A 21,095-nucleotide genomic window follows, 5' to 3' on the forward strand; every position below is an offset into this window, starting at 1 on the left:
ATGCTTCGTTCCAATCGGGTAGGTGTTGCCAGTTCATGTCGCCTACCGTGACTTCAGAGATAAACAGGTGCGTGTTTTCATCTGGCGCTACCAAACGCTACATCAAAAAGCAACCTCGGCGGGAATCAGAGCGACCTGGGCGACGTCAGAAGGTCTGGGTGTCGTTGCCCGGGTCGGGGTCGATTGCAGAAGGAGCACTCAGCGTCGCCGTCCCGGAGAGATTCATTCCGTACAGGTCGAGCACCAGCGCTGGTGCAGGACTGTCGTCGCTGAACTCATGGGAGCAGGTGATGGTGGTCCCGGCCGCAAAGAAGAACGACTGACCTGTTCCGACCTCTGCGCCGCCCGGTTCCCGGCAGCTCCAGCCGGTCGCCAGGTCGAGCCCGAAATCGTCGTCGAAGACGAAGGCCATCTCCACGACGAGACCCGCGAGCGGGGAGTCGGACGTGACCTGCAACTGACCGGTGATCGTCCACTCGGCCTCCTGCGCACCGGCCGCTTTGCTCAAGGAGCCGAAGGAGAGGTCGTACTCGGGTTCCGGCTCCGGCTCGGGTTCCGGCTCGGGCTCCGGTTCCGGTTCGGGCTCCGGCTCCGGCTCCGGCTCGGGTTCCGGTTCGGGTTCCGGTTCCGGTTCGGGCTCCGGCTCCGGCTCGGGCTCGGGTTCCGGCTCCGGTTCGGGTTCGGAGTCCGGGGCAGGGACAGGAGGCGGTGCCGGCACTGTCTGCTCGGCGGCCAGCTCGATCACCACCTCGCGCACCGGGTTCGCGTCGTCGGCGGGGACCGACGGAGGCCAGTCACGCAAGAGCGAAGGGAAGTCGGGCCCCGCAACCTCAGCGACACCCTCACCGGGGCGGTCCGATGCCCGCCAGATCACCACCGCGCAGACCAGCACGACGAGCAAGAGCGATCCACTCACCAGCCAGAGCGGCCGTCCGCGATTCCCGAGACGCCAGGCGCGGCCGGCCGTGAACAGTCGCGACGTCGTACGCCGTCCGAAGTTCTGGACACCACGCCGATCCCCGAGCCGCCATCACGGTCCGGGTAGGCCGCCAGCGTAGTTGGCCAGGGCGGCCACGGCGGCCTGGCCGCGGTGCCCCAGCTCGACGGCGCCGCGGCGCGCGCAGGCAGCCTGGGTCTGCCGCCGCCGAGAGGGAGCCGAGGTCTCGGCAGTGCTTGGACGAAGCCCGGCAAACCTCCGACGAGCACCAACGGCCAGACCACTGCTCCCATCCGGCTGTTGACCTGCTCGAGTTGCTCGAGCGCGGCCCGACAGGTCGGACAGGTCACCAGATGCTGGTCGATCCGAGAGGTCGCCGAAGCACCGAGGTCACCCCGCACGAACTGCGGCAACCGATCGACCGTCCAGTTGCATCCCCGACTGACCACGGCCGGCAGGTGCTGGGTCAGGTAGGCCCGTCGCAGCCCCTCGCGGGCCCGGTAGACCAAGGCGGAGACGGCCGCAGGCGACGTACCCATCGAGTGAGCGACTTCGGACGGCCCCTGGCCCTCCACCTCCAGCTTCCACAGCACGGAGCGCCAGGAGTCCGGCAGTGAGGCGAAGGCCTTCGCGGCGGCGTCGTGGGTCAGCTCGGAGACCAGCTCCTCGGGGCCAGCGGTGCTCGCGTCCAACAACCAGGGACGATCCGAGGCAGTGTCGATCGCAGGTTGGCGCAGGTGCTGCCGGAAGCCGTTGCGGATGCAGGCGAAGAGGTAGGCCTGGAAGTTGGTCGACGGTCCGAGCCCTTGCTTGAGCTTGTCCAGCACGGAGGCGAAGGCCTCAGCGACGAGGTCCTGATGCATGTCGGCTCCGCGCACCATGGCGCGCGCAACCTGCTCGGCAGCTCCCCGATGCCTCTCGTACAACACACCGAATGCGGAGTCATCCCCCTCGCGGACCCTGCGGACGAGTTCATCGTCGCTGGGCTGCGAGCTGCGCCCGTCGAAGTCTGCTGACACAACCGTTCCTCCTGGTCGGTTCCCCCGGAAGAACCACCGATGCCTGATGGGGAGTCCGATGTGCCGTGCATCACAAATCAAGGAAACGCGTCAGATTCGCGTCGCCGACTCATCTGGATCTCCGGAATGGAAGACGAGACGGCCCTGACGCTCGCAACGCGTCGAGGCGACTGTAGCAAGACGAACGGACTGTGATGAGAAGAACGCTCACGATGGTGCTGGCAGCGATGCTGGCCAGCTTGGGAACGATGTTCGTGGCCTCCCCGCGAGCGCACACCACACCACCATCACCGCCAAGGTCACCTGTGCCGACGACGGTGCATGGACGGTGTCCTGGGCGGTGGAGAACTGGAACGGCGGTGGAACGGCGACCGTGACCGCCTCCACCCGCAACGTGGTGCCCGTCGGGACCACCATCGCCAACAACTCCACCAAGACCTTCACGGAGCGGGTCACCACGGCACAGGCGCTGAACCTCACGGTGGACGCCAGTTGGCCCAGCGGCAACACCGCTCGCAATGCGGGGTCCGTGCCGAAGAGCGCCTTCCCGTCGAACTGCGCCCCTGCCGACAAGCCGGTCACCCCGACCGCGCCCAGTGTGGTCGACCCCACCTGTGACATCGACGGACGACTCGTCGTGCCCGCTGACACCGACAAGGTCGGCTACGCCCAGACTCCGGTCGGTCACGGCCCCGGCACCTACACGATCACCGCCACTGCCAAGCCCGGGTTCACGATCGACGGCCAGTCCACCTGGACGCTCACCGTCAAGCCCAAGCAGACCGGCCCCGCCTGCCTCAAGCCCGTGACCCCGGTGGCACCGGACGTCCAGCCGATCAGCGGGTGCGGCGAGTACGGCCACATCGGCATGATCGGTACCGAAGGCATCACCTATGAGATCGTCGAGGGAGACGGCAAGCAGGGCCCCTGGAAGGTCATCGCCACGATCCAGGACGGCTACACCCTCACCGACGGCGCCACCACCGAGTGGAGCGGCGACCTCGGCACCTACACCCCTGCCCCGTCCCGGTCACCCCGGTGGCACCCGAAGCAAGCCCCATCGACGAGTGCGGTGAGTACGGCGAGATCCGGCTCCCCCAGACCGAGGGCATCACCTACGAGATCGTCGAGGGAGACGGCAAGCAGGGCCCCTGGAAGGTCATCGCCACGATCCAGGACGGCTACACCCTCACCGACGGCGCCACCACCGAGTGGAGCGGCGACCTCGGCACCCACACCCCCTGCCCCGTCCCGGTCACCCCGGTGGCACCCGTGGTCGTCGATCTGGTGCAGTGCGAGACCCCCGGGTCGTTGACCCTGCCGATCACCGAGGGCGTGCTCTACGACGTCGTCCGCGGCATCTCCGGCCAAGGACCTTGGTCGGTCGTGGCCACCGTCCTCGACGGCTTCGTCCTGGCGGACGGTGCACGAACGAGCTGGTCCGGCGACTTCGGCGAGCTGCGTGAGTGCGGCGTGGCAGGCGAGGAGGAGACGAAGGAGGACGGGCCGGCCGATCGTGACGAGTCCACCGACACGACACCCCACAAGACCCACGGCGGTGTCGCGCCACGCGACGGCGTGCTCCCGAACACCGGCTCTCCGCAAGCGCTGTACGGCGCGGGGCTGCTCGGCCTGCTGCTCCTGCTGGGCGGAACGCTCCTGGTCCGGCGCAGGTCCACCATGTCCTGACCGTCCACCGCCCGAGCTCCTGGCCGGACCGCGTCTCCCCCGGACGCGGTCCGGCCAGGACCACTGGTCGACACCGCACTTGCGCGCGGCGTGTGGCACGCGCCACATTGGTCACATGGTGCTGACTCGGCGCACGCTCACCGCGTCCCTCGCCCTGCTTCTCGCAGGGCTCCTCTACTCCTCCGCTCCCACCTACGCAGGCACGGCGCCCTCCGTCAACGAGGTCGCACCTCGCGCCGCCGCCCCGTTGGCCAACGGCAAGTGGGAGAAGAAGATCCTCAAGCAGACCAACAAGCACCGCAAGAAGAACGGCTGCAAGGCGCTCAAGGCCAACAACAAATTACGCAAGGCAGCGCGCAAGCACACGAAGCTGATGGCTGCATCCAAGCAGCTCAGCCACCAACTGCCCGGCGAGGCCACCCTGGGCAAGCGCATCACGCAGGCCGGCTACCGCAACTGGCGTGCAGTCGCGGAGAACATCGCCTACGGCTACGCCAACCCGAAGGCGATGGTGAAGGCCTGGATGAACAGCCCCGGTCACCGCAAGAACATCCTCAACTGCAGCTACCGCCACCTCGGCGTCGGCGTGAAGGTGCAGAACGGCGTCCCCTGGGCCACCCAGGACTTCGGCCGCAAGTGATCCGGCGCGCCTCGCGTCGGGTCAGTCCCGGACGGTGACGACGGACTTGCCGAGAGCGAGTCGGTTGTCCATGTCGATGAGCGCCTGGCCGAACTGCTCCAACGCATAGGTGCGGCCCACGGGCGGGTTGATCGCCCCCGACGCCATGAGCGGCTCGAGGCGCTTCCACTGCTCCTGCATGTAGCCGGGTCGCTTCATCGCATATTCGCCCCAGCCGACACCGCGCACGTCGGTGTTGTTGAGCAGCAGCCGATTGACCTTGACCTCCGGGATGCCCTGCCCTGCTGCGAAGCCGACCACGAGCAGCCGACCCTGGGGAGCGAGCGAACGCAGTGAGTCGGTGAAGACGTCACCGCCGACGACGTCGAGCACCACGTCGACGCCCTTGCCGCCAGTGATCTCCTTGACTGCGTCCTTGAAGCCGTCGATCAGCACCACGTGGTCGGCGCCAGCGGCCTTGGCGAAGTCGGCCTTCTCGGCACTGGACACGACGCCGATGGTGGTGGCGCCCAGCCCCTTCGCGACCTGGATCGTGGCCGTGCCGACACCACCGGCGGCACCGTGGACGAGCACGGTCTCGCCGGTCTCGAGGCAGGCGCGCTCGTTGAGCGCGAACTCGGCAGTGAGGTAGTTCATCGGCAGCGCCGCACCCTGCTCGAAGGAGAGATCGTCGGGCAGCGGGAAGACGAAGACGCCAGGTACGGCGACCTGCTCACCTGCGCCGCCGTACGGCACCACCGCGGCCACGCGCTGACCGGCCGTGAAGCCGTTGCCGTCGGCCGCCACCGTGCCGGCCACGTCGACCCCAGGGATGAAGGGCAACTCGGGCCTGAGCTGGTACTGCCCCTTGCTCAGCAGCAGATCGGGGAACGAGATGCCGACGCGGCGCACATCGATGAGAACCTCGTGTGCGGCCGGCACGGGCGCCGGCACGTCGTTGATCTCCAGGGCTTCGGGTCCGTCGAGTCGGGTCACCTGAACTGCACGCATGACCGCGACCCTACCCGCGGACCGGATCAGCGAGCCTCGACGATGGCGTTCATCTCGAAGTGCATCGGGTCGGTCCAGCTCCAGTCTCCGCCCCAGCCGAAGCCCCACTTCTTGAAGATCGACACGACCTGCCGATCGATCTCACCGGCCGTGCCACGCTGGTTGCCCGGCACGTTGACGTCGAAGGCGATGCCGAAGGAGTGCAACGACAACGACGTGCTGTTGGCGATGAAACGTGGGTAGTAGCAGCCGGCGTACTCACCGGGATGGATCTTGTCGGCCAGGCCACGCTGCACGATCTCGTCCAGGGCCGCCCGCATCTGCGGCAGCATCGCCTTGTGGCAGGTCACCTTGCCCAGGATCGGCACCTCTTCGGTGCGGATGTTGGCGGCCACCCATGCGGGGTCCGGAGCGATCCGGCCGCCTCCGATCGCCTTGTAGGAGAAGGATCCAACGGCCCTGGCCACCGAACCACCGGTCAGGTAGGCCGTCTGGGTGGCGTTGAGGTCGATCCCGGAGCGGGCGACGGCGTCGAGCATCTGCACCGCCGCCTTGCCCTCCACGAGGCTCTTCAGCCGCTTGCGCACCTTCTGCGGCGAGTTGATGCCGGTCGAGATGAGCAGTGCGTTGTCACGGACCAGGCCCAGGGTCTCGCCCCACGCGCGGTTGACGACGATGTCGACGGTCAGCACCTGGTCGGTGTAGGCGCCGACGTGCACCTTGGGCGCCTCCTTGTCGTTGCCGAGCTTCACGAACGACTCGTCGCCCTGGACCTTCTGGCCCAACTCCTCACCGATCGCCAACTCACCACCGGCGACCCGGCCCCAGATCTCCTCGGCCTGCCCGGCCGGAGTGAAGCGTCGGTAGCTGGCGGGGTCGACGGCCGCCACGTTGACCACCGTGTTCTCCAGCGCCACGTTGCCGAGATCGATCAGCTCGGTCGTCTGCACGCCCTTCACCTTCTCGATCGCGGCCAGCAGGTCCTCCGCCAACGGACCGTCCTCGAGGCTGACGAGCATGATGTCGGCCGAAGCGAGCGGTTCGGTCAGCGGGCCCGGTGGATCGACGGCGTGGTCGGGATCGGCTGGCGCAGCGGTTGACGACTCGGGGGTGGGCGGGAGACTCTCGCCCACCTGGCTCGACTTCTCCTCGGCGGGCTGGCGGTCCGACGTACCCTCATCGCCGCAGGCGACGAGCCCAGCGACCAGCACCAGTGCGCCCAGCACTGCCACGGTCGTACGTCGACGAGTCCCCACGGTCCTCCCCCTCACCTTGCCGGAGAGGATATGTCGGCGAGGCCGAACGGACCACGAAATCGGACTCCCGTCCCACTTCTGCTTCAGGAAAGGACGCGTGCTGCCATCCAGGCGATCCCATCAGCGGTCTCCGCAGGCGAGGCCGACGGCTGCATGATGTGGCTGAGCACGACCCGCACCACCATGTCGATCGCGGTGTCGAGGCGTTGGGCGTCGAGCCCGGTGTCGAAGCCGCGGATCCGCTCGGTCAGGACCGCCTTGGCGGTGGCAAGCAGCGACTCGGAGTTGGTGGTGAGCAACGGCAGCAACTCGGTGTCGGCACCGTGGGTGGCGGAGACGATGGCGTGGAGCAGCGTGTTGTCCTGGGCGAACTCCAGCACCGAGCGGCAGGCGGCTCGGATCGCGGCGACCAGGTCGTCGTGCTCGTCGAAGGCGGTGTTGACGACCTCGAGGAACCGGGCGAGCTCCTCGAGCACCATCGCCTCGGCCAGCGCCGGCTTCTTGCCGACCTCGTTGTAGACCGTCTGCCGACTCACCCCGACGACGTCGGCCAGCTTGGCCATGGTCACCGACGCCCACCCGGTGGTGGTGGTCATCTCCCCTGCTGCCGCGATGATGCGATCGCGCAGTGTCAGCGGGATGTCCACGTGCTCGGCGACCATGCGCACCAGCGTATGTCGTCAACCCTCCAGGAGTTCAGCGAGGCGTACGTCGACCGCGAGCGCGGATGTCACCGGCACCGTTGCCTGCGGGGTCGCCTCGTCGATCCTGGCCAACGCGTCCCAACCCGAGTCGCGGTTGGCGAAGACGTCGATGCTGCGGTCGAGCGGGTCGACGATCCAGTACTGCTCGGCGCCTCCGGCGAGATATTCGCCGGACTTGCGCACCGTGTCTTCACTGCGGGTCGAGCGCGACAGGATCTCCACGACGAGCACCGGCGCGAAATCGACGTAGGGGTCTCCGGCACCCGGTCGACGACCATGAGGTCGGGGATGCGTTCGCGGTTGCGCGGCAGGTGGAGAGAGGTTGCCTCGACGACAAAGAGTCCCGGGAGCCCAGCGTCGAACAGTTGCGCGAAGCGCAACGAGATCCGCTGGTGTCGGAAGCTCGGCGCCGGGGTCACCACCACCTCCCCGTCGACCCATTCCGCCCGGATCTCCTCGGGCAGCGCGCAGTAAGCGTCGTAGGACATCCGCTTGCGTTGCAGCGTCGGCATGGGTGCTCCAGAGATGAGTGACACATCGACCGTCCGTCCATTGTGGGTCAGGGTGAGCGAGGCGCCAAGCGTCCCCACTCAACCCTGAGCCAGCAAACGGCTCTCCACAGAGATCACGCCGCGACCGGCGCCACCGGCACGAAGTCGACCTTCTCCCGCACTCCGCAGTCAGGGCAGCACCAGTCGTCGGGGATGTCAGCCCAAGCGGTGCCGGCGGCGAAGCCCTCGAGCTCATTGCCGGCCGCAACCTCATAGACGTAGTCACACCCGGGGCACTGGGCGGCGAGGACCTCGTCGACCTGGGCAAGCGCTGCCGCGGCGGCAGCAGCAGCGGCTGCGTCCTCCCGGGCCTGCTCCTCGCGCGCAGCGTCGGCGCGGTCGGCCGCTTCGCGCATGGCGACGCCGTACTTGGTGAGGATCTTGTCGCGCTTGCGCGGCGAGAGGTTGGCCAGGGTGAGGTCACCGTCGAAGTGGTTGATGACCCGCGGGTCCATCACCCGACGCCAGATCGGCGGGAGCAGGGCCAGCACGATCATGCCGGCGTAGCCGGTGGGGAGCACCGGGGACTCCTCGAAGTCGCGCAGGGTCTGGTAGCGCCGCGTCGGATTGGCGTGGTGGTCGCTGTGGCGCTGCAGGTGGTAGAGCAGCACGTTGGTGGCAATGTTGTTGGAGTTCCAGCTGTGGCTGGGCAGCACCCGCTCGTAGCGCTCCTTGCCGGGCCGGCCGACCTTCTGCCGCAGCATCCCGTAGTGCTCCATGTAGTTGACCACCTCCAGCAGCGAGAACCCGACCACCGCCTGGAGCACCAGGTAGGGCAGGATCCCGACGCCGAGCCAGACGACCAGCGCGCCCCAGAGCACCGCGGTCATGAGCCAAGCGTTGAGCACGTCGTTGCCGAGTCGGAACGGGTGCTGCTTGCGGCGGGCGTAGCGGCGCTTCTCCAGACGCCATGCGCTCTTCAACGAACCGATCACCGTGCGGGGCCAGAACTGGTAGAAGTTCTCACCCATCCGGCTGCTCGCGGGGTCCTCCGGAGTGGCGACGCGCACGTGGTGACCGCGGTTGTGCTCGATGTAGAAGTGGCCGTAGGCGACCTGCGCCAGCGCGACCTTGGAGAGCCAGCGTTCGTGGCTCTCCTTCTTGTGGCCGAGTTCGTGGGCGGTGTTGATGCCGATGCCACCGATGGCGCCGATCGAGACGGCGATGCCGACCTTCTGCCACAGCGTCATCGGGTCGTCCAGCAGCCCCCACAAGGTGCTGCCGCTGACCAGCATCATGGCGCCGACGAAGCCGACGTACTGGATCGGCAGGAACAGGTAGGTGATCCACCGGTAGTACTTGTCGTTCTCGAGCTCCTCGATCACGTCGTCCGGCGGATTGGAACGATCGAGCCCCGTCATCAGGTCGATCGCAGGCACGATCACGAGGATCACGATCGGGCCGAGCCACAGGATCGGGGTGAATCCCGTGGCCGCGAAGATCCCGATGGCGACGAAGGCAAGGGAGGGCACCACCAGCCCGATGAGCCAGAGGTAGCGCTTCTTGTCGGTCCACCGCTCGGTCGAGCCTTCGGGAACGGTTCCTGCAGTCCTGGTCGCCATGACGGGCCTCCTGGTCAGCGGCGACGCCGGGAGGAGTCGAGTGTGACGGGCGTCGCTTTACAAGCCAGCATGATTTGTAAAACGAGACCTGTCAAGGGCTGCCCGGCGTCGCCGCTTCCTCAGGAGTTCTCGCGCCGGAAGACCGCGGTGCCCCACCACAGGCCCAGCACCAGCAGCCCGACGGCCCACCCCGTGCCCCACATGAGGGCGGATCCGTCGAAGTCGCCGACGAAGGTGCCGCGGACACCGTCGGTGATCCACCGGAACGGCATGAAGTCGCTGATCCGCTCGAGCCAGGCCGGGCCGAGCGTCATCGGCAGCATGATCCCGGAGAGCAGCAGCACCGGCATCATGACCATGTTGATCAGCGGCGCCATCACGTCTTCGCTCTTCGTGGTCAGCGCGAGGGCGTTGGAGGCCGCCGCACAAGCGCCGCCGACGCACAGGGTGATCACCACGCCGGCGACCACTCCGCCGACCGGCGCCCGCATGCCCATCCAGAAGCCGAGCCCGACGAGGATCAGCGCCTGCACCAGCAGCTGGAGCAGGTCACGCATGAGGCGCCCGACGAGCAACGCCGTCCGGCTCGCGGGCGTGACCCGCTCCGCCTCGACCACGCCCTCGCGCCACTCGGCGATCAACCCGAAGCCGGCGAAGAACGCGCCGAACATGCCGAGCTGCACCAGCAGGCCGGGCACCAGGAACGTGTAGGGGTTGTCGGTCGGCAGGTCGAACTGGCTCACCAGCGGCTTGAGCAGCGGCCCGAAGAGCAGCAGGTAGAGCACCGGCTGCAGCACGCCGATCAACACCCACGCGGGGTTGCGCAGGTTCATCCGGAGCTGTCTCCGGAAGACGATGAAGCTCTCTCGCCAGAACAGTGCGGTCATCGGTCGGCTCCTTCGAGTACGTCGGGCTGGTCGCCGTCGGACGCCTCGCCAGCCTCCGCGTCACGCAGCGAACGTCCGGTCAGGGTGAGGAAGACGTCATCGAGGGTCGGGCGGAGCACCTCGATGGAGTCGAGGGAGACCCCGTGGCCGTCGAGGTCACGGAGCAGACCGGGTACCGCGCGCCCGGCACGCTGCACCCGACCACGCACGTGGCGACCCTCCACCTCGACACCCGTGGCAATCGCGGCGAGCTTCTCGCCCGCGACGGCCACCTGCGCCGCGTCGCTGATCTCGAGGTCGACCAGATCGCCGGAGACCTGGGCCTTGAGGTTGTCGGCGGTGTCGCTGGCAACGATCCGGCCCTTGTCGATGATGACGATCCGGTCGGCCAGGTGATCCGCCTCGTCGAGGTAGTGGGTCGTCAGGAAGACGGTGACACCCTGCCTGGCCCGCAAGCCGGCGATGTGCTCCCAGAGGTTGGCGCGCGCCTGGGGGTCGAGGCCCGTGGTCGGCTCGTCGAGGAAGACCAGGTTGGGCTCGTGGATCAGCCCCATCGCGATGTCGAGGCGACGCTTCTGGCCGCCCGACATGTTCTTGGGCATCCGGCGCCACAGTCCGGGAAGGTCGAGCTGCTCGAACAGCTCCTTGCCCTTGCGCTCGGCGTCGCGGCGCGACATCCCGTAGAGCATGCCGTGGTCCATCACCTCATCACCGGCAATGGCACTCGAGAAGGTCGAACCGGCCTGCGAGACGTAGCCGATGCTGCGGCGTACGTCCTGCGCCTGGGTGGCCACGTCGAAGCCCGCGACCCGGGCAGTGCCCTCGGTCGGCTTGAGCAACGTGGTCAGCATCCGCAAGGTGGTGGTCTTGCCCGCCCCGTTGGGCCCGAGGAAGCCGACCACCTCCCCTCGGCGACGTCCAGGTCCACCCCGGCCACGGCATGGACCGGGGTCTTCTGTTTGCCCTGACCTGTCCAGAAGGTCTGCACGAGCCCTCGTGCTTCGATCATCGATTCTCCTCCGTATTCAAACTTGAACTGACCGAGTGTTCAACATTGAACACTCGGCGGTCAAGTTGTTTTCGCGGTCGCCCGAGCCGGCCTCCGGTCATGGAGACCGACGGGCGACGACGGATTCATCGCCGGCGCCCGAACGAGGGATCAGCGACCCAGCAGGGCGCGGTAGCGCTCGCGGTCGACGTTCATCTGCCACCCCGGATCGTCGGCGGGCGGCTGCCAACCCGCCTCGTCGAAGTCGCCCACCACCAGGGCACCCGATTTGAGGTCGGCCAGGGTCTCGGTCAACCACGCCAGCTCCGTCACCACCGAGTCGCGCCACAGCATCACCGAGCGGAAGGCGTGGGGAGGCCCGTACTCCGGTGGCTCCTCCCCGGCGACGGGAACGCCGACAGCGCCTCCGCCAACCCCCTCAGGCGGACCTCGAGACTGTGGACCACCTGTGCCTTGTCGAGCAGCGGCGCCATCCCGAACGCGGCATGGAAGGCGAGCCGGTTGTAGGGGTCGACCTCCTCCAGCGCCCGCACCATCAGTTGCAGCAACTCGGCCCGGCCCTTGACGGTCGCCTCGTAGACAGCGACCTCGCGACCGCCGTCAGCAAGGTCGTGGCGCCGCAGGTGGCCCTGCTTGGTGAGCGTTGCGAGCCCGTTGTAGATCGAGCCGGGATTGACCCGAGCCCATTTGTCGACCTGCCAGGAGACCAGCTCGCGGCGGATCTGGTAGCCGTTGACCGGCTCGAACATGGCCACTGCACCCAACAGCAGCATGCGCGTCTCCGACCCGGCCATGGACCTGAGGGTACGTCGTCACGCTGCTCGCGTGATCAGGGAACGGTGATCTCCACCGACCCACCAGAGGTGCGCAACACCATCCCCGGCCGGAGGTCGATGGTCATCCCAGGGCCCAGTGCCACCGAGGAACCGCTCGGATAGGTCGCCGTCCACCCCAGGCCGGCACGATTGGCGACGCCCCAGCGCAGCGAGTCGTCGGGGTGACGGTGGAAGGTGGCCACGACCTGCGGGTCGTCACCGCCCGTCGCGAAGTGGTCGCGCCGCAGCGCCGCCACCTCGCTGACCGCCACGGACCGCCTGCCCACACGCGCGACGTACGCCGGCAGGACGGGTGCTCCGCAGTTGCGGCAGAAGCGTGCCGGGGCAGAACTCTCCCAAAAAGCAGTCGTACCGCAGGAACAGCGGAACATCGCGTCGGCGAGCCTGTCCATCGCCTTGATCCACTGACCCTCGGTCACCCGTCGACTGGGGTCGCGCAACCCGGGGCCGAAGGCCTCGGCGAACAGGTCGCGGAGGAACGCCGGATAGAGGCTCCAGTAGTTCTGCACGATCGCCGACGGCCGGTTGGCGTCGTCGTCGGGATCCATGCAGAAGAGCGGATCGGTGCCGAAGTGGCGCAGCAACCACGGCTGGTCGCGCAGCCCACCCTCGGTGCGTGCGCCCTCGAGCGGGTGGCCCATGAAGAGCACGTAGAACATCAGCACCGCCAGCGAGTGCCGGTCGGTGTCGGTGTTGGGCAGGGTGCGGAAGGTCTGGTCGGCGACGACCTCCGGTGCCATGAAGAACGGAGTACCGAGCACCCGGCCCGTGCCGTTGTCGATGCCCACGTTGTCGTTGTCGCAGATGAGCACGTCGCCGGTCTCGGGCTCGAAGAAGACGTTGCCGAAGGAGATGTCGCGATAGCACAGCCCGCCGGCGTGCAGGCGCAGGAAACTGTGCGCCAGCTGACGACAGAGGTTGATGGTCGCCGCGAAGCTGACCGACAGCGGCGAGCCGTCGGGACGCCGGTTGGCGAGGAGCCAGGAGAGCTCGAGGTAGCGCTGGTCGCGCAGCTCCATCACGTAGCCGAAGCCGGGCTCACCCGGGACCGATGCGAGGCTGAGGGGCCACAGGAACCGGTGGTGCGGCGTACCGAACTCGACGAGCGTCTGGATCTCGCGGTGCTGCTCGAGCGAGGCGCTCTCCGGGCGATACCACTTCAGCGCAAGCTGACGGCCGCTCTGCTGCTGGACCACGTGGACGAACCCTTGGCCGCCCTGTCCGATGAGATGGGTCACCCATGCGTGCCCCAGGGGGCCGAGGTCAACGGGCGTGCCGCCCTGCAACGCCACGTCGGACACCCCCTTCCGAGCGTCGTTCGGTCCGCACGTGTCGTGGCCACGGTATATCCTCGCGGCACGTCCGAGAGTGTTGCGGGATCCGAACCGCACGAGCGAGGGTGGGATGAACGACCGACTTGGCGGTGCCGTGGGACGCAAGCCCCTGCACTTCATCTTCGTGCTCGACGTGTCGGGGTCAATGCGTCGGGGCGGGCGCATCCAAGCGCTCAACAACGCCATCTCCGAGGTGATCCCGCACCTGCGCGACGAGGCCCGCAACAATCCCCATGCCGAGTTGATGGTGCGGGTGTTGGCCTTCGCCTCCGAGGCGGAGTGGGTCGTCGCGGAGCCGACGCCCATCGAGGAGTTCCGCTGGCACCGCCTCGAGGCCGTGCCACAGGGATTCACCGAGCTGGGCAGTGCCCTCAAGCTGCTCGCCGAAGGCATGGCCGAGCTCGACGAGACCGCTGGAGGCTTCCCACCCGCGGTCATCCTCGTCTCCGACGGCATGCCCACCAGCAGCAGTGGCGTCGACTTCGCCGAGGGACTGCAGCAGCTGATGGCCCAACGGTGGGGGGCCGCGGCGATCCGGTTGGCACTGGGCGTCGGACGCGATGCCGACCTGACCTCGCTGCGACGCTTCATCGGCAACGAGGAGATCCCACTGCTGCGCGCCGACAGTCCTGAGCAACTCGTCGACTACATCGTCTGGGCCTCCAAGGTGGCCAGCCGTGGCGCCTCCATGCCTGCCGTCGGTGGCACCCAGGGCAACACCCCGCCACCGCCCACGCCCACCGGCGCCCCGGTCTGGAGTTCGCTGCCATGACCTGGGCGGCCACCTCGGCCACTCACCTCGGCGCCCGTCACGCCCGCGAAGACCATCCCAACCAGGACGCCCACCGCACGGTGACGACCGGGTCCGGTGCCGTGGCGGCTGTCGCTGACGGGCACGGCCACCACGCCCACCCTCGCAGCGGAGTGGGCGCCCTCCTTGCGGTGCGGGCCGCGACGGACCTGCTCGGCGACCTGCTCCCCGAGCTCACCGACGTCGACACCGCCGAGGCCGTCGTCCGGACCCGGGTCGGCCCGGCACTCGTCACCGCTTGGCGCGCGGCAGTGGAGCAGCACGCCGCGGCCGCACCCTTTCCCTCGGCGAGGAGCCCAGCGACGTCGAGGAGACGTGGCTGCGCTACGGCACGACCCTCATCGCACTGGCCGCCACCGATGCCGTGGTGGTGGTGCTCCAACTGGGCGACGGTGACGCGGTCGTCGTGGGCCGCACGGGCGACGTCCAGCGGCCGCTTCCCGAAGATGCGTTGCTCGACGGCACGCGCACCACGTCGCTGTGCCAACCCGATCCCCTGGCCTCCCTCCGGTACGTCGCCCTGCCAGCCACCGATGTCCGGGTCGCCTATGTGTGCACCGACGGCTTCGGCAAGCCTCAACTCGACGAGCAGTGGTGGCGTCAGGTCGGCACCGAACTGGACCAACGGGCCGCGCAGCACGGTCCAGGCTGGCTCGCCGAACGGTTGCCGGGTTGGTTGGAGGAGCCGGCAACCGTCGGCGGTGACGACACCACGATGGCGGTGCTGGTCAGCGCCTCCTGACCGACACCAGGGGCCTTGTTAGGTAAGCCTTGGTTCGCCGCCTAGGGTGATCGGGACGTCTCCCCGACCCCTGAGGAACCCATGCCCCGCACCCGCCGCCAACAGCTGAACTTCCCGATCAACATCCGTGAGCTCACGGTGGCGAAGGTCGAGGACATCACTGCGGGGATGCGTCGGATCACCCTTACCGGTGACCAGTTGGGTGCGTTCACCACCGAGGACGGGATCGCCGTCCCGGCACTGCGCAACGAAGGCTTCGACGACCACGTGAAGGTGATCGTCCCCGGTCCGGGGCAGGAACATCCGGTGCCACCGGTCCAGGTGGAGGGCCACCTCGACTGGAACCCGGAGGCCGGCCGCCCCACCGGCAAGGACTACACGCCTCGACGGTGGGACCCCGAGGCCGGCGAGATCGTGCTCGACTTCGTCCGCCACAGCCACGGCTTCGCGTCGACCTGGGTGGCCGGCGTGCACGAGGGCGACTCGGCCTGGATCGCCGGGCCGAAGGAGTCCGCGCTGCTTCCGACCGATGTCGACTGGATGCTGGTCGTCGGCGACGAGACGGCACTGCCCGCGATCGGCCGCCTGGTGGAGGAGCTGCCCAACGGGATGCGGGCCCAGGTGTTCATCGAGGTGGCCGACCCGAGCCACCAGGTGCCCCTCGCCCGACGTGAGGGCGTGGAGGTCACCTGGCTGCACCGCGGCAGTGCCGCCCCCGGAACGACAGACCTGCTCGAGCAGGCAGTGCGCAACGCCGAGTGGTGGCCGGGCGAGGTCTATGCCTGGGCCGCCGGTGAGGCGATCACCCTCAAGCCCCTCCGCGCCCACCTCAAGCACGAACGCCGGGTGCCGGCCGACTGCCTCGAAGTGACCGGCTACTGGCGGCGCAGCTCGGTGCAGGCGGACGCGAGCGGCATCCCGGTGGAGGTCGAGGTCGACCAGGACGACGAACGGATCGATGCGTTGGTCGACCTGACCAGCCCGGTCGTGCTGCGGGCCGCGGCGACCATCGGCCTGCTCGAGGAGCTCGACCGCGGTCGTACGTCGCTCGCTGCCCTCGCGTCGCAGCTCGGGGTCCACCCGCGTCCGTTGGCCGCCCTGTTGCGCTTCCTGCGCGCCGCCGAGGTGATCGCCCCCGACGAGGCCGACCCTGCGCTCCAGTCACTCGACGCCCCGGTGGCCCTCGCACCGCTGGGCGTCACCCTCGCGCAGGACGAGGAGCTGCTCGAGGAGCTCCGGACCGACGGACCCGGGGCCTTCCTCGACCTGTTGCCTGCTGACCTGCTCCACCTGCTGCGCACGGGGGCTCCGGCACCGCGCGCCGACGGTCGACTCGCCGCCGAGGTGATCGCCTCGGGCGACCCCTTGGCAGTGGCACACCGCCAGCACCGTGGCGAGAGCGCCGTCCGGGTGAGCCCGACCATCGCCCTCCACCACGACTGGTCCGCCCACGACACGGTCACCGTGCTCGGTGCCAGCGCCCCGGAGACAGCCACCAAGCTGCTGCGGGAGTTCCCGCACCTGCAGGTGCGCCTGATCGACCTGCCCTCCGTGCTGGCTGCGGCCGTTGACGGGCTCGACGAGGGCCTGCGCGATCGGATCACGTTGATCGAGCAGAGCCCCCTCGCCCCGCTGACGCAGCCGGTCGGAGACGCAGTCCTCGTGGTGCGGCTCCTCGACCAGTTGAATGACGTCGACGCAGTGCACGTGCTCGAGAACGTGGCCGATGCCCTCGACGAGGCGGCTCTGCTGGTCGTCGAGCTCACCCTCGAGGCCGACGAGGAGGTGCACGACCACGATGCCGAGCTCGACCTCCAACTACTGACCGCGTTCGGATCCGGAGTCCGTGCTCCAGCAGCCTTCGAGGCGCTCTTCAGCCACGCGGGTCTCACCCCACGCGCCCCTGGTGCCCAGTCCATCGGTTGGGACCTCACGCTCTGGCAGCTCATGCGCTGACTGCGGCTCGGCGCATGACACCGCGGCTCGTGGCACGCTCAGGTGAGTTCGGCCAGCCGCACCACTGCCCGGTCGAGTCGCCCCTCCTCGGCGAGGACGGCCCGTTGCTTCGTCGAGCCGGTTCCTTGCGAGAACAGCCGGTCGATGCCCTCCTCGACCCGCGCCGTGTCACCGGTCGCCTCCAGTTCCTCACCGACGTGCGCGACCAGGGATTCCACCACCTGACGCGCCGGCCTCGGGAGGTGGGTGAGTGGATCGAGCAAGTCACCCGCCAACCCGTGCCGACCTGCCTGCCACATCGCCAACCGCAGCAGCGCGACCGGCGCGGCGTCGGGCGGCCTGCCCAGCGACCACTCCACCGCACCGGTGCCGACGAGCGCACGTGACAGCGCTGCGACGAGCACGGCGTCACGCGGGTCGAGGCAGACGTCGGCCACCCGCACCTCCAGGGTCGGATAGCTCCGCGACGGGCGGGCGTCGTAGTAGGCCATGCCTTCATCGAGCGGCACCCCGGTGTCGACCAGCAGGCGGAGGTGATCGGCGTACGCCCGGCCGCTGCCGAAGACCTCCGTCGGTCCGTTGGTCGGCCACCGCGTCATCGCCTGCGAGCGGTAGCTCTCGTAGCCCGAGTCCGCGCCCTGCCAGAACGGCGAATTCGCACTCATCGCGAGCAGCACGGGCAGCCAGGAGCGGATCCGGTCGAGCGCTCCCACGGCCTCGTCGTCGGAGGCGACGGAAACGTGCACGTGGCAACCGCACGTGAGCTGCTCGCTCGCGGTCAGGCCGAACTGTTCCGTGATCTGGGCATAGCGCGCATCGTCGAAGGCCTGGGGGCGCACCGGCATCGGCGTCGTACCACTGGCGAGGATCCGCGCACCTGCCTCGGCTGCCGCTGAACGGGCCTTCTCACGCCATCGCCGCAGCTCCATCTCCAGCAGAGCGAGATGCTCCTCCGCAGGCGTGTCGGTCTCCACCTGCTGCTCCTGCAACTCCGGGCCCACCGACCCTCCTGCCTGGCCCGCATCGACCTCGGTGTCGCCGTGTCGACGCGCCACCCGCAGCACTTGGCTGGCCATCGATCGTGGCGCGCCTGTCTCGGTGTCGACGAGGAGCAGCTCCTCCTCGACGCCGACTGTCCTGACCGGCTCCTGGGTACTGGCGGAGAAGGGTTCGTTCATCGGGACCGGCCGGAAGGAGCTGCACGATGTGTCGTCTGTTCGGATACGTGACGGAGTCCCGCTGCTCCGTCGCCGAGCTGCTCGGCGAGGAAGGCCTGGCCTCCTTCACCTCGCTCACCGCGGTGCATTCCGACGGGTGGGGCATGGCCTGGCAGACGCCCGAGGGCACGTGCACGACGAGCTCGCCGCGCTCGGCGGACATCGACGAGACCTACCGCATGCTGGTGAAGGAGCCGCTCTCGCCGGCCGGCCTCGTGCACCTGCGGTGGGCGACCGGCGGTCTCGACGTACGCCCGGAGAACACGCATCCGTTCCTCGCCGATGATGCCGCGTTCGCCCACAACGGCCACGTCTCGCCGATCGCGGACCTCGAGGCGTTGCTGACCCCCGGCTCCCGGGCGCGGCTGCGCGGCGACACGGACAGCGAGCGCTACTTCCACTTCGTGCACCAGAGCGTGGAGAAGTACGGCGACGAGGCGGAGGGCGTGACCCGGGCCCTGGCCACGTTGATCAAGAAGTTCCCCCGGTGCAGCCTCAACGCACTGATGCTGACCCCGACCCACATGTTCGCGATCCACATCAACTCGCGCGCCGACTCCCCGCTGCGGGCGTTGCGTGAGCTCTTCGACGACGAGGGGGACATCCCGCCCCGCCACACCACGGAGTACTTCGCGATGGACTACCGCGAGACGGACCGCGGACTCGAGGTCGTCTCCAGCGGCCTGGGCCAGCCCGGATGGACGCCCGTGCCTGCCGACACCGCGGTGATGGTCGATCTGGCCACCCGCGAGGTCACCCGCCTGGATCCCGTCGCAAGGCTGGATGTCGACGCCACCTGAGCCCGCGACGTACGACGGCCTGTTCATCTGCTCTCCGACCCGGTTCGGGGTTCAACTCGAGGCCGGGTAGGGCGAGCGTGCGAGCAGTCCGGCCAGGTGGGCGGCATGGGCGGCCAAGGTCTTGGTCGTGGCGGCAGTCTTCTCCGGCGTCGGCGACCTGTCCAAGTAGTCGACACCCTGCATCGCCTCGCCGACCCAGTAGGTCACCGCGTTCGCCGGGAGGCTGAAGCCGACATCACTCAGCGCCTGGGCCAACTCGGCCGTCACGTGGTGGGCGCCGTCCTCGTTGCCGACCACAGCGATGCCGGCGACCTTGCCATGGGTGAGCATCCGGCCCTCGTCGTCGGTCTCGGAGAGTTCGGCGTCGAGACGTTCGAGGACCATCTTGCACACCGCCGACGGCTGGCCGAGCCAGATCGGCGTGGCCAACACGAGGATGTCGGCGTCGAGCATCTTCGTGCGCAGCGCCGGCCACGCGTCACCGTCACCCTCGTCGGTGCTCACCCCGAAGCGCACGTCGTGGTCGACGACGCGCTCCATGCTTCCGGTGACGCCGTGGTCGGAGAGTGCGTCGAGCACCTGCGAGCCGAGCAACTCGGAGCTCGACTCCGCCGGCGACTTCTTCAGCGTGCAGTTCAGGACGAGACAGGTGAGTTCAGCCATGAATGCAGGTACCCAGCCCGGTTGCCGTCAGTCCACGACCCGGTCCAGGACGACCCGCAGGTGAAGTTCTCCCAAGCGATCGAGGTGGGAGTCGGCACGGTCCAGCAGGGTTCGGATGCTTCCACTGTCGATCCGGTCGTCGTGCTCCGAGATCTCGAGGACGACCTGCCAACCGATCCGCTTGCCGGAGAGGGCGTTGCGCAGCATCTCGAGCTCCAGCACGTCGGTGAGGGGTGATCGTCTGATCACCCGGCCGTTGGGCTTGAACCGGCCCAGCCACTCACCGGCTCGAGCCGTGGCAGCACCGAGGCGTGACGGCTCGAATCCCAACGAGCGCATGAGCTGACGCAACGACTCCCGGTCGTCGTTGACCTCGGCTGCCAACCTCCTGACCTCCGCTGCCACCTCGGGATCGGGGAAACCACGACCCACCCGGTCGAAGAAGGCAACGCCAGCAGTGGCGCCCGCCCAGTGGTGTTGGAGCTGGCCCTCCAGGACCTCGTCGTTCATGACCTGGCCCTGCTGGCCTGCTTCTTCTGGTTCGGACGACATCGGGACTCCTCATTCGGGTGGAGGATCTGGTACCCCGTCGTCGGGAGTGCACGACAGCCCACGATCGATTCGCCGACTGCTTGGTCTGTGCATCAAGAAGCCCGAGGTGGGTACCTCGCCGGATGCAGATCTCCCAGCCCTCCGGATCCTCCACGCGCCAGCTCGCCTTCGGCAGTCTCTCGATCGCCTATGACGACCGCGTGCTCGAGCCGCGCCCGTGGACTGCGGCCCAGTCGGCGTGGGCTGCTGATCTCGCCCACGACGTACCGCCCGGTCCGCTGCTCGAGCTCTGCAGCGGGGCGGGCCACATCGGCCTCCTCGCCGTCGAGACCAGCGGTCGCAACGGCGTCCTCGTCGACATCGATCCGGTGGCCTGCGACTTCGCACGCGCGAACGCGGCGGTCGCCGGGCTCGCCGACCTCGTCGAGGTCCGCGAGCGGCCCGTGGACGACTGCTTGGCGGTGGGTGAGCGCTTCGCGCTGGTGATCGCCGACCCGCCGTGGGTGCCCGCCTCCCAGACTGGCCGTTTCCCCGAGGACCCGTTGCTGGCGATCGACGGCGGTGGCGACGGCCTGGATCTCGCCCGCGACTGCGTGACGACGATCGACCGCTGCCTGCACCCGCAGGGAGCGGCCGTGCTCCAGCTCGGCACCGTCGGCCAGGTCGACGACCTCGGTGAGTGGATGGCCGGACGTCTCGACCTGGCCACCACCGAGGTCCGGATGTTCGGTGACCGTGGGGTCCTGGCCGTGCTCCGCCGACCGGGCGCCCAGCTCCCCGGCTGAGAGGAGCTTCGCCGGGTACCGCAGCCACTCGCGATCACGGAGGTTGTCCATGCAGCTCCCTGCCCCTCGGGGTCCCCTCAGTCACCACGTCGGACAGGTCCTCGCCGGCGGGACGACGGGGCTGTCACCGGTGACCGCGCTCCCCGCCCGATCGA

At 68.6% G+C, this 21,095-nt stretch carries 23 protein-coding genes and 2 pseudogenes; 8 read left to right on the forward strand and 17 right to left on the reverse strand.

The window, feature by feature from the left end:
• Positions 1-145: 145 nt before the first annotated feature.
• The 4 genes from L1066_RS06165 to L1066_RS06180 form a co-directional block, all read right to left on the reverse strand.
• Complete coding sequence (locus L1066_RS06165; protein WP_235735481.1) at positions 146-916, reverse strand: procyclic acidic repetitive family protein; 771 nt, start codon at positions 914-916, stop codon at positions 146-148.
• Positions 913-1,956, reverse strand: a complete 1,044-nt coding sequence (locus L1066_RS06170; RefSeq protein WP_235735482.1) for a sigma-70 family RNA polymerase sigma factor — start codon at positions 1,954-1,956, stop codon at positions 913-915. Before L1066_RS06170 ends, L1066_RS06165 begins: the two co-directional genes overlap by 4 nt.
• A gap of 207 nt (positions 1,957-2,163) precedes the next feature.
• Positions 2,164-2,577 (reverse strand): hypothetical protein, encoded by a 414-nt coding sequence (locus L1066_RS06175; RefSeq protein WP_235735483.1) that lies wholly within the window; start codon positions 2,575-2,577, stop codon positions 2,164-2,166.
• Positions 2,578-2,655: 78 nt separating this feature from the next.
• Positions 2,656-2,844, reverse strand: coding sequence for a hypothetical protein (locus L1066_RS06180; protein ID WP_235735484.1), 189 nt, complete (start codon positions 2,842-2,844; stop codon positions 2,656-2,658).
• 150 nt (positions 2,845-2,994) lie between these two features.
• On the opposite strand from L1066_RS06180, the gene L1066_RS27540 reads away from it, so the two are divergent.
• Complete coding sequence (locus tag L1066_RS27540) at positions 2,995-3,645, forward strand: LPXTG cell wall anchor domain-containing protein (RefSeq protein ID WP_235735485.1); 651 nt, start codon at positions 2,995-2,997, stop codon at positions 3,643-3,645.
• Between the two features lie 115 nt (positions 3,646-3,760).
• Positions 3,761-4,285 carry a CAP domain-containing protein gene (locus L1066_RS06190; RefSeq protein ID WP_235735486.1) on the forward strand — a complete coding sequence of 175 codons (525 nt, stop codon included), beginning with the start codon at positions 3,761-3,763 and terminating at the stop codon, positions 4,283-4,285.
• A gap of 21 nt (positions 4,286-4,306) precedes the next feature.
• On the opposite strand, the gene L1066_RS06195 is transcribed toward L1066_RS06190, so the two are convergent.
• The 10 genes and pseudogenes from L1066_RS06195 to L1066_RS06245 all read right to left on the reverse strand — a co-directional run bounded on the left by L1066_RS06195 (position 4,307) and on the right by L1066_RS06245 (position 13,372).
• A complete protein-coding gene (locus tag L1066_RS06195) occupies positions 4,307-5,275 on the reverse strand; it encodes an NADPH:quinone oxidoreductase family protein (protein ID WP_235735487.1) in 969 nt (322 codons plus the stop codon).
• Positions 5,276-5,301: 26 nt separating this feature from the next.
• Complete coding sequence (locus L1066_RS06200) at positions 5,302-6,531, reverse strand: M15 family metallopeptidase (RefSeq protein WP_235735488.1); 1,230 nt, start codon at positions 6,529-6,531, stop codon at positions 5,302-5,304.
• Between the two features lie 83 nt (positions 6,532-6,614).
• Positions 6,615-7,193, reverse strand: coding sequence for a TetR family transcriptional regulator (locus L1066_RS06205; RefSeq protein ID WP_235735489.1), 579 nt, complete (start codon positions 7,191-7,193; stop codon positions 6,615-6,617).
• 18 nt (positions 7,194-7,211) lie between these two features.
• A pseudogene (locus L1066_RS26495) lies at positions 7,212-7,747 on the reverse strand (Uma2 family endonuclease).
• A gap of 113 nt (positions 7,748-7,860) precedes the next feature.
• The gene (locus L1066_RS26500; RefSeq protein WP_283095308.1) at positions 7,861-9,348 is read right to left on the reverse strand and encodes a fatty acid desaturase; all 1,488 of its coding nucleotides are present in this window, start codon (positions 9,346-9,348) and stop codon (positions 7,861-7,863) included.
• 119 nt (positions 9,349-9,467) lie between these two features.
• Positions 9,468-10,235, reverse strand: a complete 768-nt coding sequence (locus L1066_RS06225) for an ABC transporter permease (protein WP_235735491.1) — start codon at positions 10,233-10,235, stop codon at positions 9,468-9,470.
• Positions 10,232-11,137: an ATP-binding cassette domain-containing protein gene (locus tag L1066_RS06230; protein ID WP_312007163.1), complete on the reverse strand. Its 906-nt coding sequence runs from the start codon at positions 11,135-11,137 to the stop codon at positions 10,232-10,234. Before L1066_RS06230 ends, L1066_RS06225 begins: the two co-directional genes overlap by 4 nt.
• A gap of 257 nt (positions 11,138-11,394) precedes the next feature.
• On the reverse strand, positions 11,395-11,577 hold the full coding sequence (locus L1066_RS06235; protein WP_235735492.1) for a hypothetical protein: 183 nt from the start codon (positions 11,575-11,577) through the stop codon (positions 11,395-11,397).
• Positions 11,577-12,038, reverse strand: a complete 462-nt coding sequence (locus L1066_RS06240; RefSeq protein ID WP_235735493.1) for a PadR family transcriptional regulator — start codon at positions 12,036-12,038, stop codon at positions 11,577-11,579. Before L1066_RS06240 ends, L1066_RS06235 begins: the two co-directional genes overlap by 1 nt.
• A gap of 35 nt (positions 12,039-12,073) precedes the next feature.
• A complete protein-coding gene (locus L1066_RS06245; RefSeq protein WP_235735494.1) occupies positions 12,074-13,372 on the reverse strand; it encodes a protein kinase domain-containing protein in 1,299 nt (432 codons plus the stop codon).
• Between the two features lie 112 nt (positions 13,373-13,484).
• Between L1066_RS06245 and L1066_RS06250 the strand changes: the two genes are divergently transcribed.
• The 4 genes and pseudogenes from L1066_RS06250 to L1066_RS06260 all read left to right on the forward strand — a co-directional run bounded on the left by L1066_RS06250 (position 13,485) and on the right by L1066_RS06260 (position 16,923).
• Complete coding sequence (locus L1066_RS06250) at positions 13,485-14,186, forward strand: vWA domain-containing protein (RefSeq protein WP_235735495.1); 702 nt, start codon at positions 13,485-13,487, stop codon at positions 14,184-14,186.
• Positions 14,183-14,434, forward strand: a pseudogene (locus L1066_RS28440) (protein phosphatase 2C domain-containing protein); the annotation flags it as partial. The gene L1066_RS06250 and the pseudogene L1066_RS28440, both read left to right, overlap by 4 nt.
• A 29-nt stretch (positions 14,435-14,463) precedes the next feature.
• The gene (locus tag L1066_RS06255; RefSeq protein ID WP_235735496.1) at positions 14,464-14,967 is read left to right on the forward strand and encodes a protein phosphatase 2C domain-containing protein; all 504 of its coding nucleotides are present in this window, start codon (positions 14,464-14,466) and stop codon (positions 14,965-14,967) included.
• Positions 14,968-15,048: 81 nt separating this feature from the next.
• The gene (locus L1066_RS06260) at positions 15,049-16,923 is read left to right on the forward strand and encodes an SIP domain-containing protein (protein ID WP_235735497.1); all 1,875 of its coding nucleotides are present in this window, start codon (positions 15,049-15,051) and stop codon (positions 16,921-16,923) included.
• Positions 16,924-16,961: 38 nt separating this feature from the next.
• On the opposite strand, the gene L1066_RS06265 is transcribed toward L1066_RS06260, so the two are convergent.
• Positions 16,962-18,101 (reverse strand): carboxylate-amine ligase, encoded by a 1,140-nt coding sequence (locus L1066_RS06265; RefSeq protein ID WP_235735498.1) that lies wholly within the window; start codon positions 18,099-18,101, stop codon positions 16,962-16,964.
• A 26-nt stretch (positions 18,102-18,127) separates the two neighbouring features.
• Here L1066_RS06265 and L1066_RS06270 point away from each other — a divergent pair, with 26 nt between their 5' ends.
• Complete coding sequence (locus L1066_RS06270) at positions 18,128-18,940, forward strand: class II glutamine amidotransferase (RefSeq protein WP_235735499.1); 813 nt, start codon at positions 18,128-18,130, stop codon at positions 18,938-18,940.
• A 51-nt stretch (positions 18,941-18,991) separates the two neighbouring features.
• Here the strand turns inward: L1066_RS06270 and L1066_RS06275 are convergent, their stop codons facing one another.
• Together L1066_RS06275 and L1066_RS06280 are read right to left on the reverse strand one after the other, a co-directional pair.
• Positions 18,992-19,603, reverse strand: coding sequence for a flavodoxin family protein (locus L1066_RS06275; protein WP_235735500.1), 612 nt, complete (start codon positions 19,601-19,603; stop codon positions 18,992-18,994).
• A 27-nt stretch (positions 19,604-19,630) separates the two neighbouring features.
• Positions 19,631-20,155 carry a hypothetical protein gene (locus tag L1066_RS06280; RefSeq protein ID WP_235735501.1) on the reverse strand — a complete coding sequence of 175 codons (525 nt, stop codon included), beginning with the start codon at positions 20,153-20,155 and terminating at the stop codon, positions 19,631-19,633.
• A 122-nt stretch (positions 20,156-20,277) separates the two neighbouring features.
• Between L1066_RS06280 and L1066_RS06285 the strand changes: the two genes are divergently transcribed.
• Positions 20,278-20,940, forward strand: coding sequence for a class I SAM-dependent methyltransferase (locus tag L1066_RS06285; protein WP_235735502.1), 663 nt, complete (start codon positions 20,278-20,280; stop codon positions 20,938-20,940).
• Positions 20,941-21,095: the final 155 nt, after the last annotated feature.

The sequence above is a fragment of the Nocardioides alcanivorans genome (assembly GCF_021555175.1).
Lineage (GTDB): Bacteria > Actinomycetota > Actinomycetes > Propionibacteriales > Nocardioidaceae > Nocardioides > Nocardioides alcanivorans.

Bases quoted from the DNA above. Each gene is read 5' to 3' on its own strand.
- L1066_RS06175 (WP_235735483.1), bottom strand. From the start codon at position 2,577: ATGTCACAGGTGGGGTCGACCACACTGGGCGCGGTCGGGGTGACCGGC.
- L1066_RS06180 (WP_235735484.1), bottom strand. From the start codon at position 2,844: ATGCCTTCGGTACCGATCATGCCGATGTGGCCGTACTCGCCGCACCCG.
- L1066_RS06190 (WP_235735486.1), top strand. From the start codon at position 3,761: ATGGTGCTGACTCGGCGCACGCTCACCGCGTCCCTCGCCCTGCTTCTC.
- L1066_RS06195 (WP_235735487.1), bottom strand. From the start codon at position 5,275: ATGCGTGCAGTTCAGGTGACCCGACTCGACGGACCCGAAGCCCTGGAG.
- L1066_RS06205 (WP_235735489.1), bottom strand. From the start codon at position 7,193: ATGGTCGCCGAGCACGTGGACATCCCGCTGACACTGCGCGATCGCATC.
- L1066_RS26500 (WP_283095308.1), bottom strand. From the start codon at position 9,348: ATGGCGACCAGGACTGCAGGAACCGTTCCCGAAGGCTCGACCGAGCGG.
- L1066_RS06225 (WP_235735491.1), bottom strand. From the start codon at position 10,235: ATGACCGCACTGTTCTGGCGAGAGAGCTTCATCGTCTTCCGGAGACAG.
- L1066_RS06235 (WP_235735492.1), bottom strand. From the start codon at position 11,577: ATGCTGTGGCGCGACTCGGTGGTGACGGAGCTGGCGTGGTTGACCGAG.
- L1066_RS06240 (WP_235735493.1), bottom strand. From the start codon at position 12,038: ATGGCCGGGTCGGAGACGCGCATGCTGCTGTTGGGTGCAGTGGCCATG.
- L1066_RS06250 (WP_235735495.1), top strand. From the start codon at position 13,485: ATGAACGACCGACTTGGCGGTGCCGTGGGACGCAAGCCCCTGCACTTC.
- L1066_RS06260 (WP_235735497.1), top strand. From the start codon at position 15,049: ATGCCCCGCACCCGCCGCCAACAGCTGAACTTCCCGATCAACATCCGT.
- L1066_RS06265 (WP_235735498.1), bottom strand. From the start codon at position 18,101: ATGAACGAACCCTTCTCCGCCAGTACCCAGGAGCCGGTCAGGACAGTC.
- L1066_RS06270 (WP_235735499.1), top strand. From the start codon at position 18,128: ATGTGTCGTCTGTTCGGATACGTGACGGAGTCCCGCTGCTCCGTCGCC.
- L1066_RS06275 (WP_235735500.1), bottom strand. From the start codon at position 19,603: ATGGCTGAACTCACCTGTCTCGTCCTGAACTGCACGCTGAAGAAGTCG.
- L1066_RS06280 (WP_235735501.1), bottom strand. From the start codon at position 20,155: ATGTCGTCCGAACCAGAAGAAGCAGGCCAGCAGGGCCAGGTCATGAAC.
- L1066_RS06285 (WP_235735502.1), top strand. From the start codon at position 20,278: ATGCAGATCTCCCAGCCCTCCGGATCCTCCACGCGCCAGCTCGCCTTC.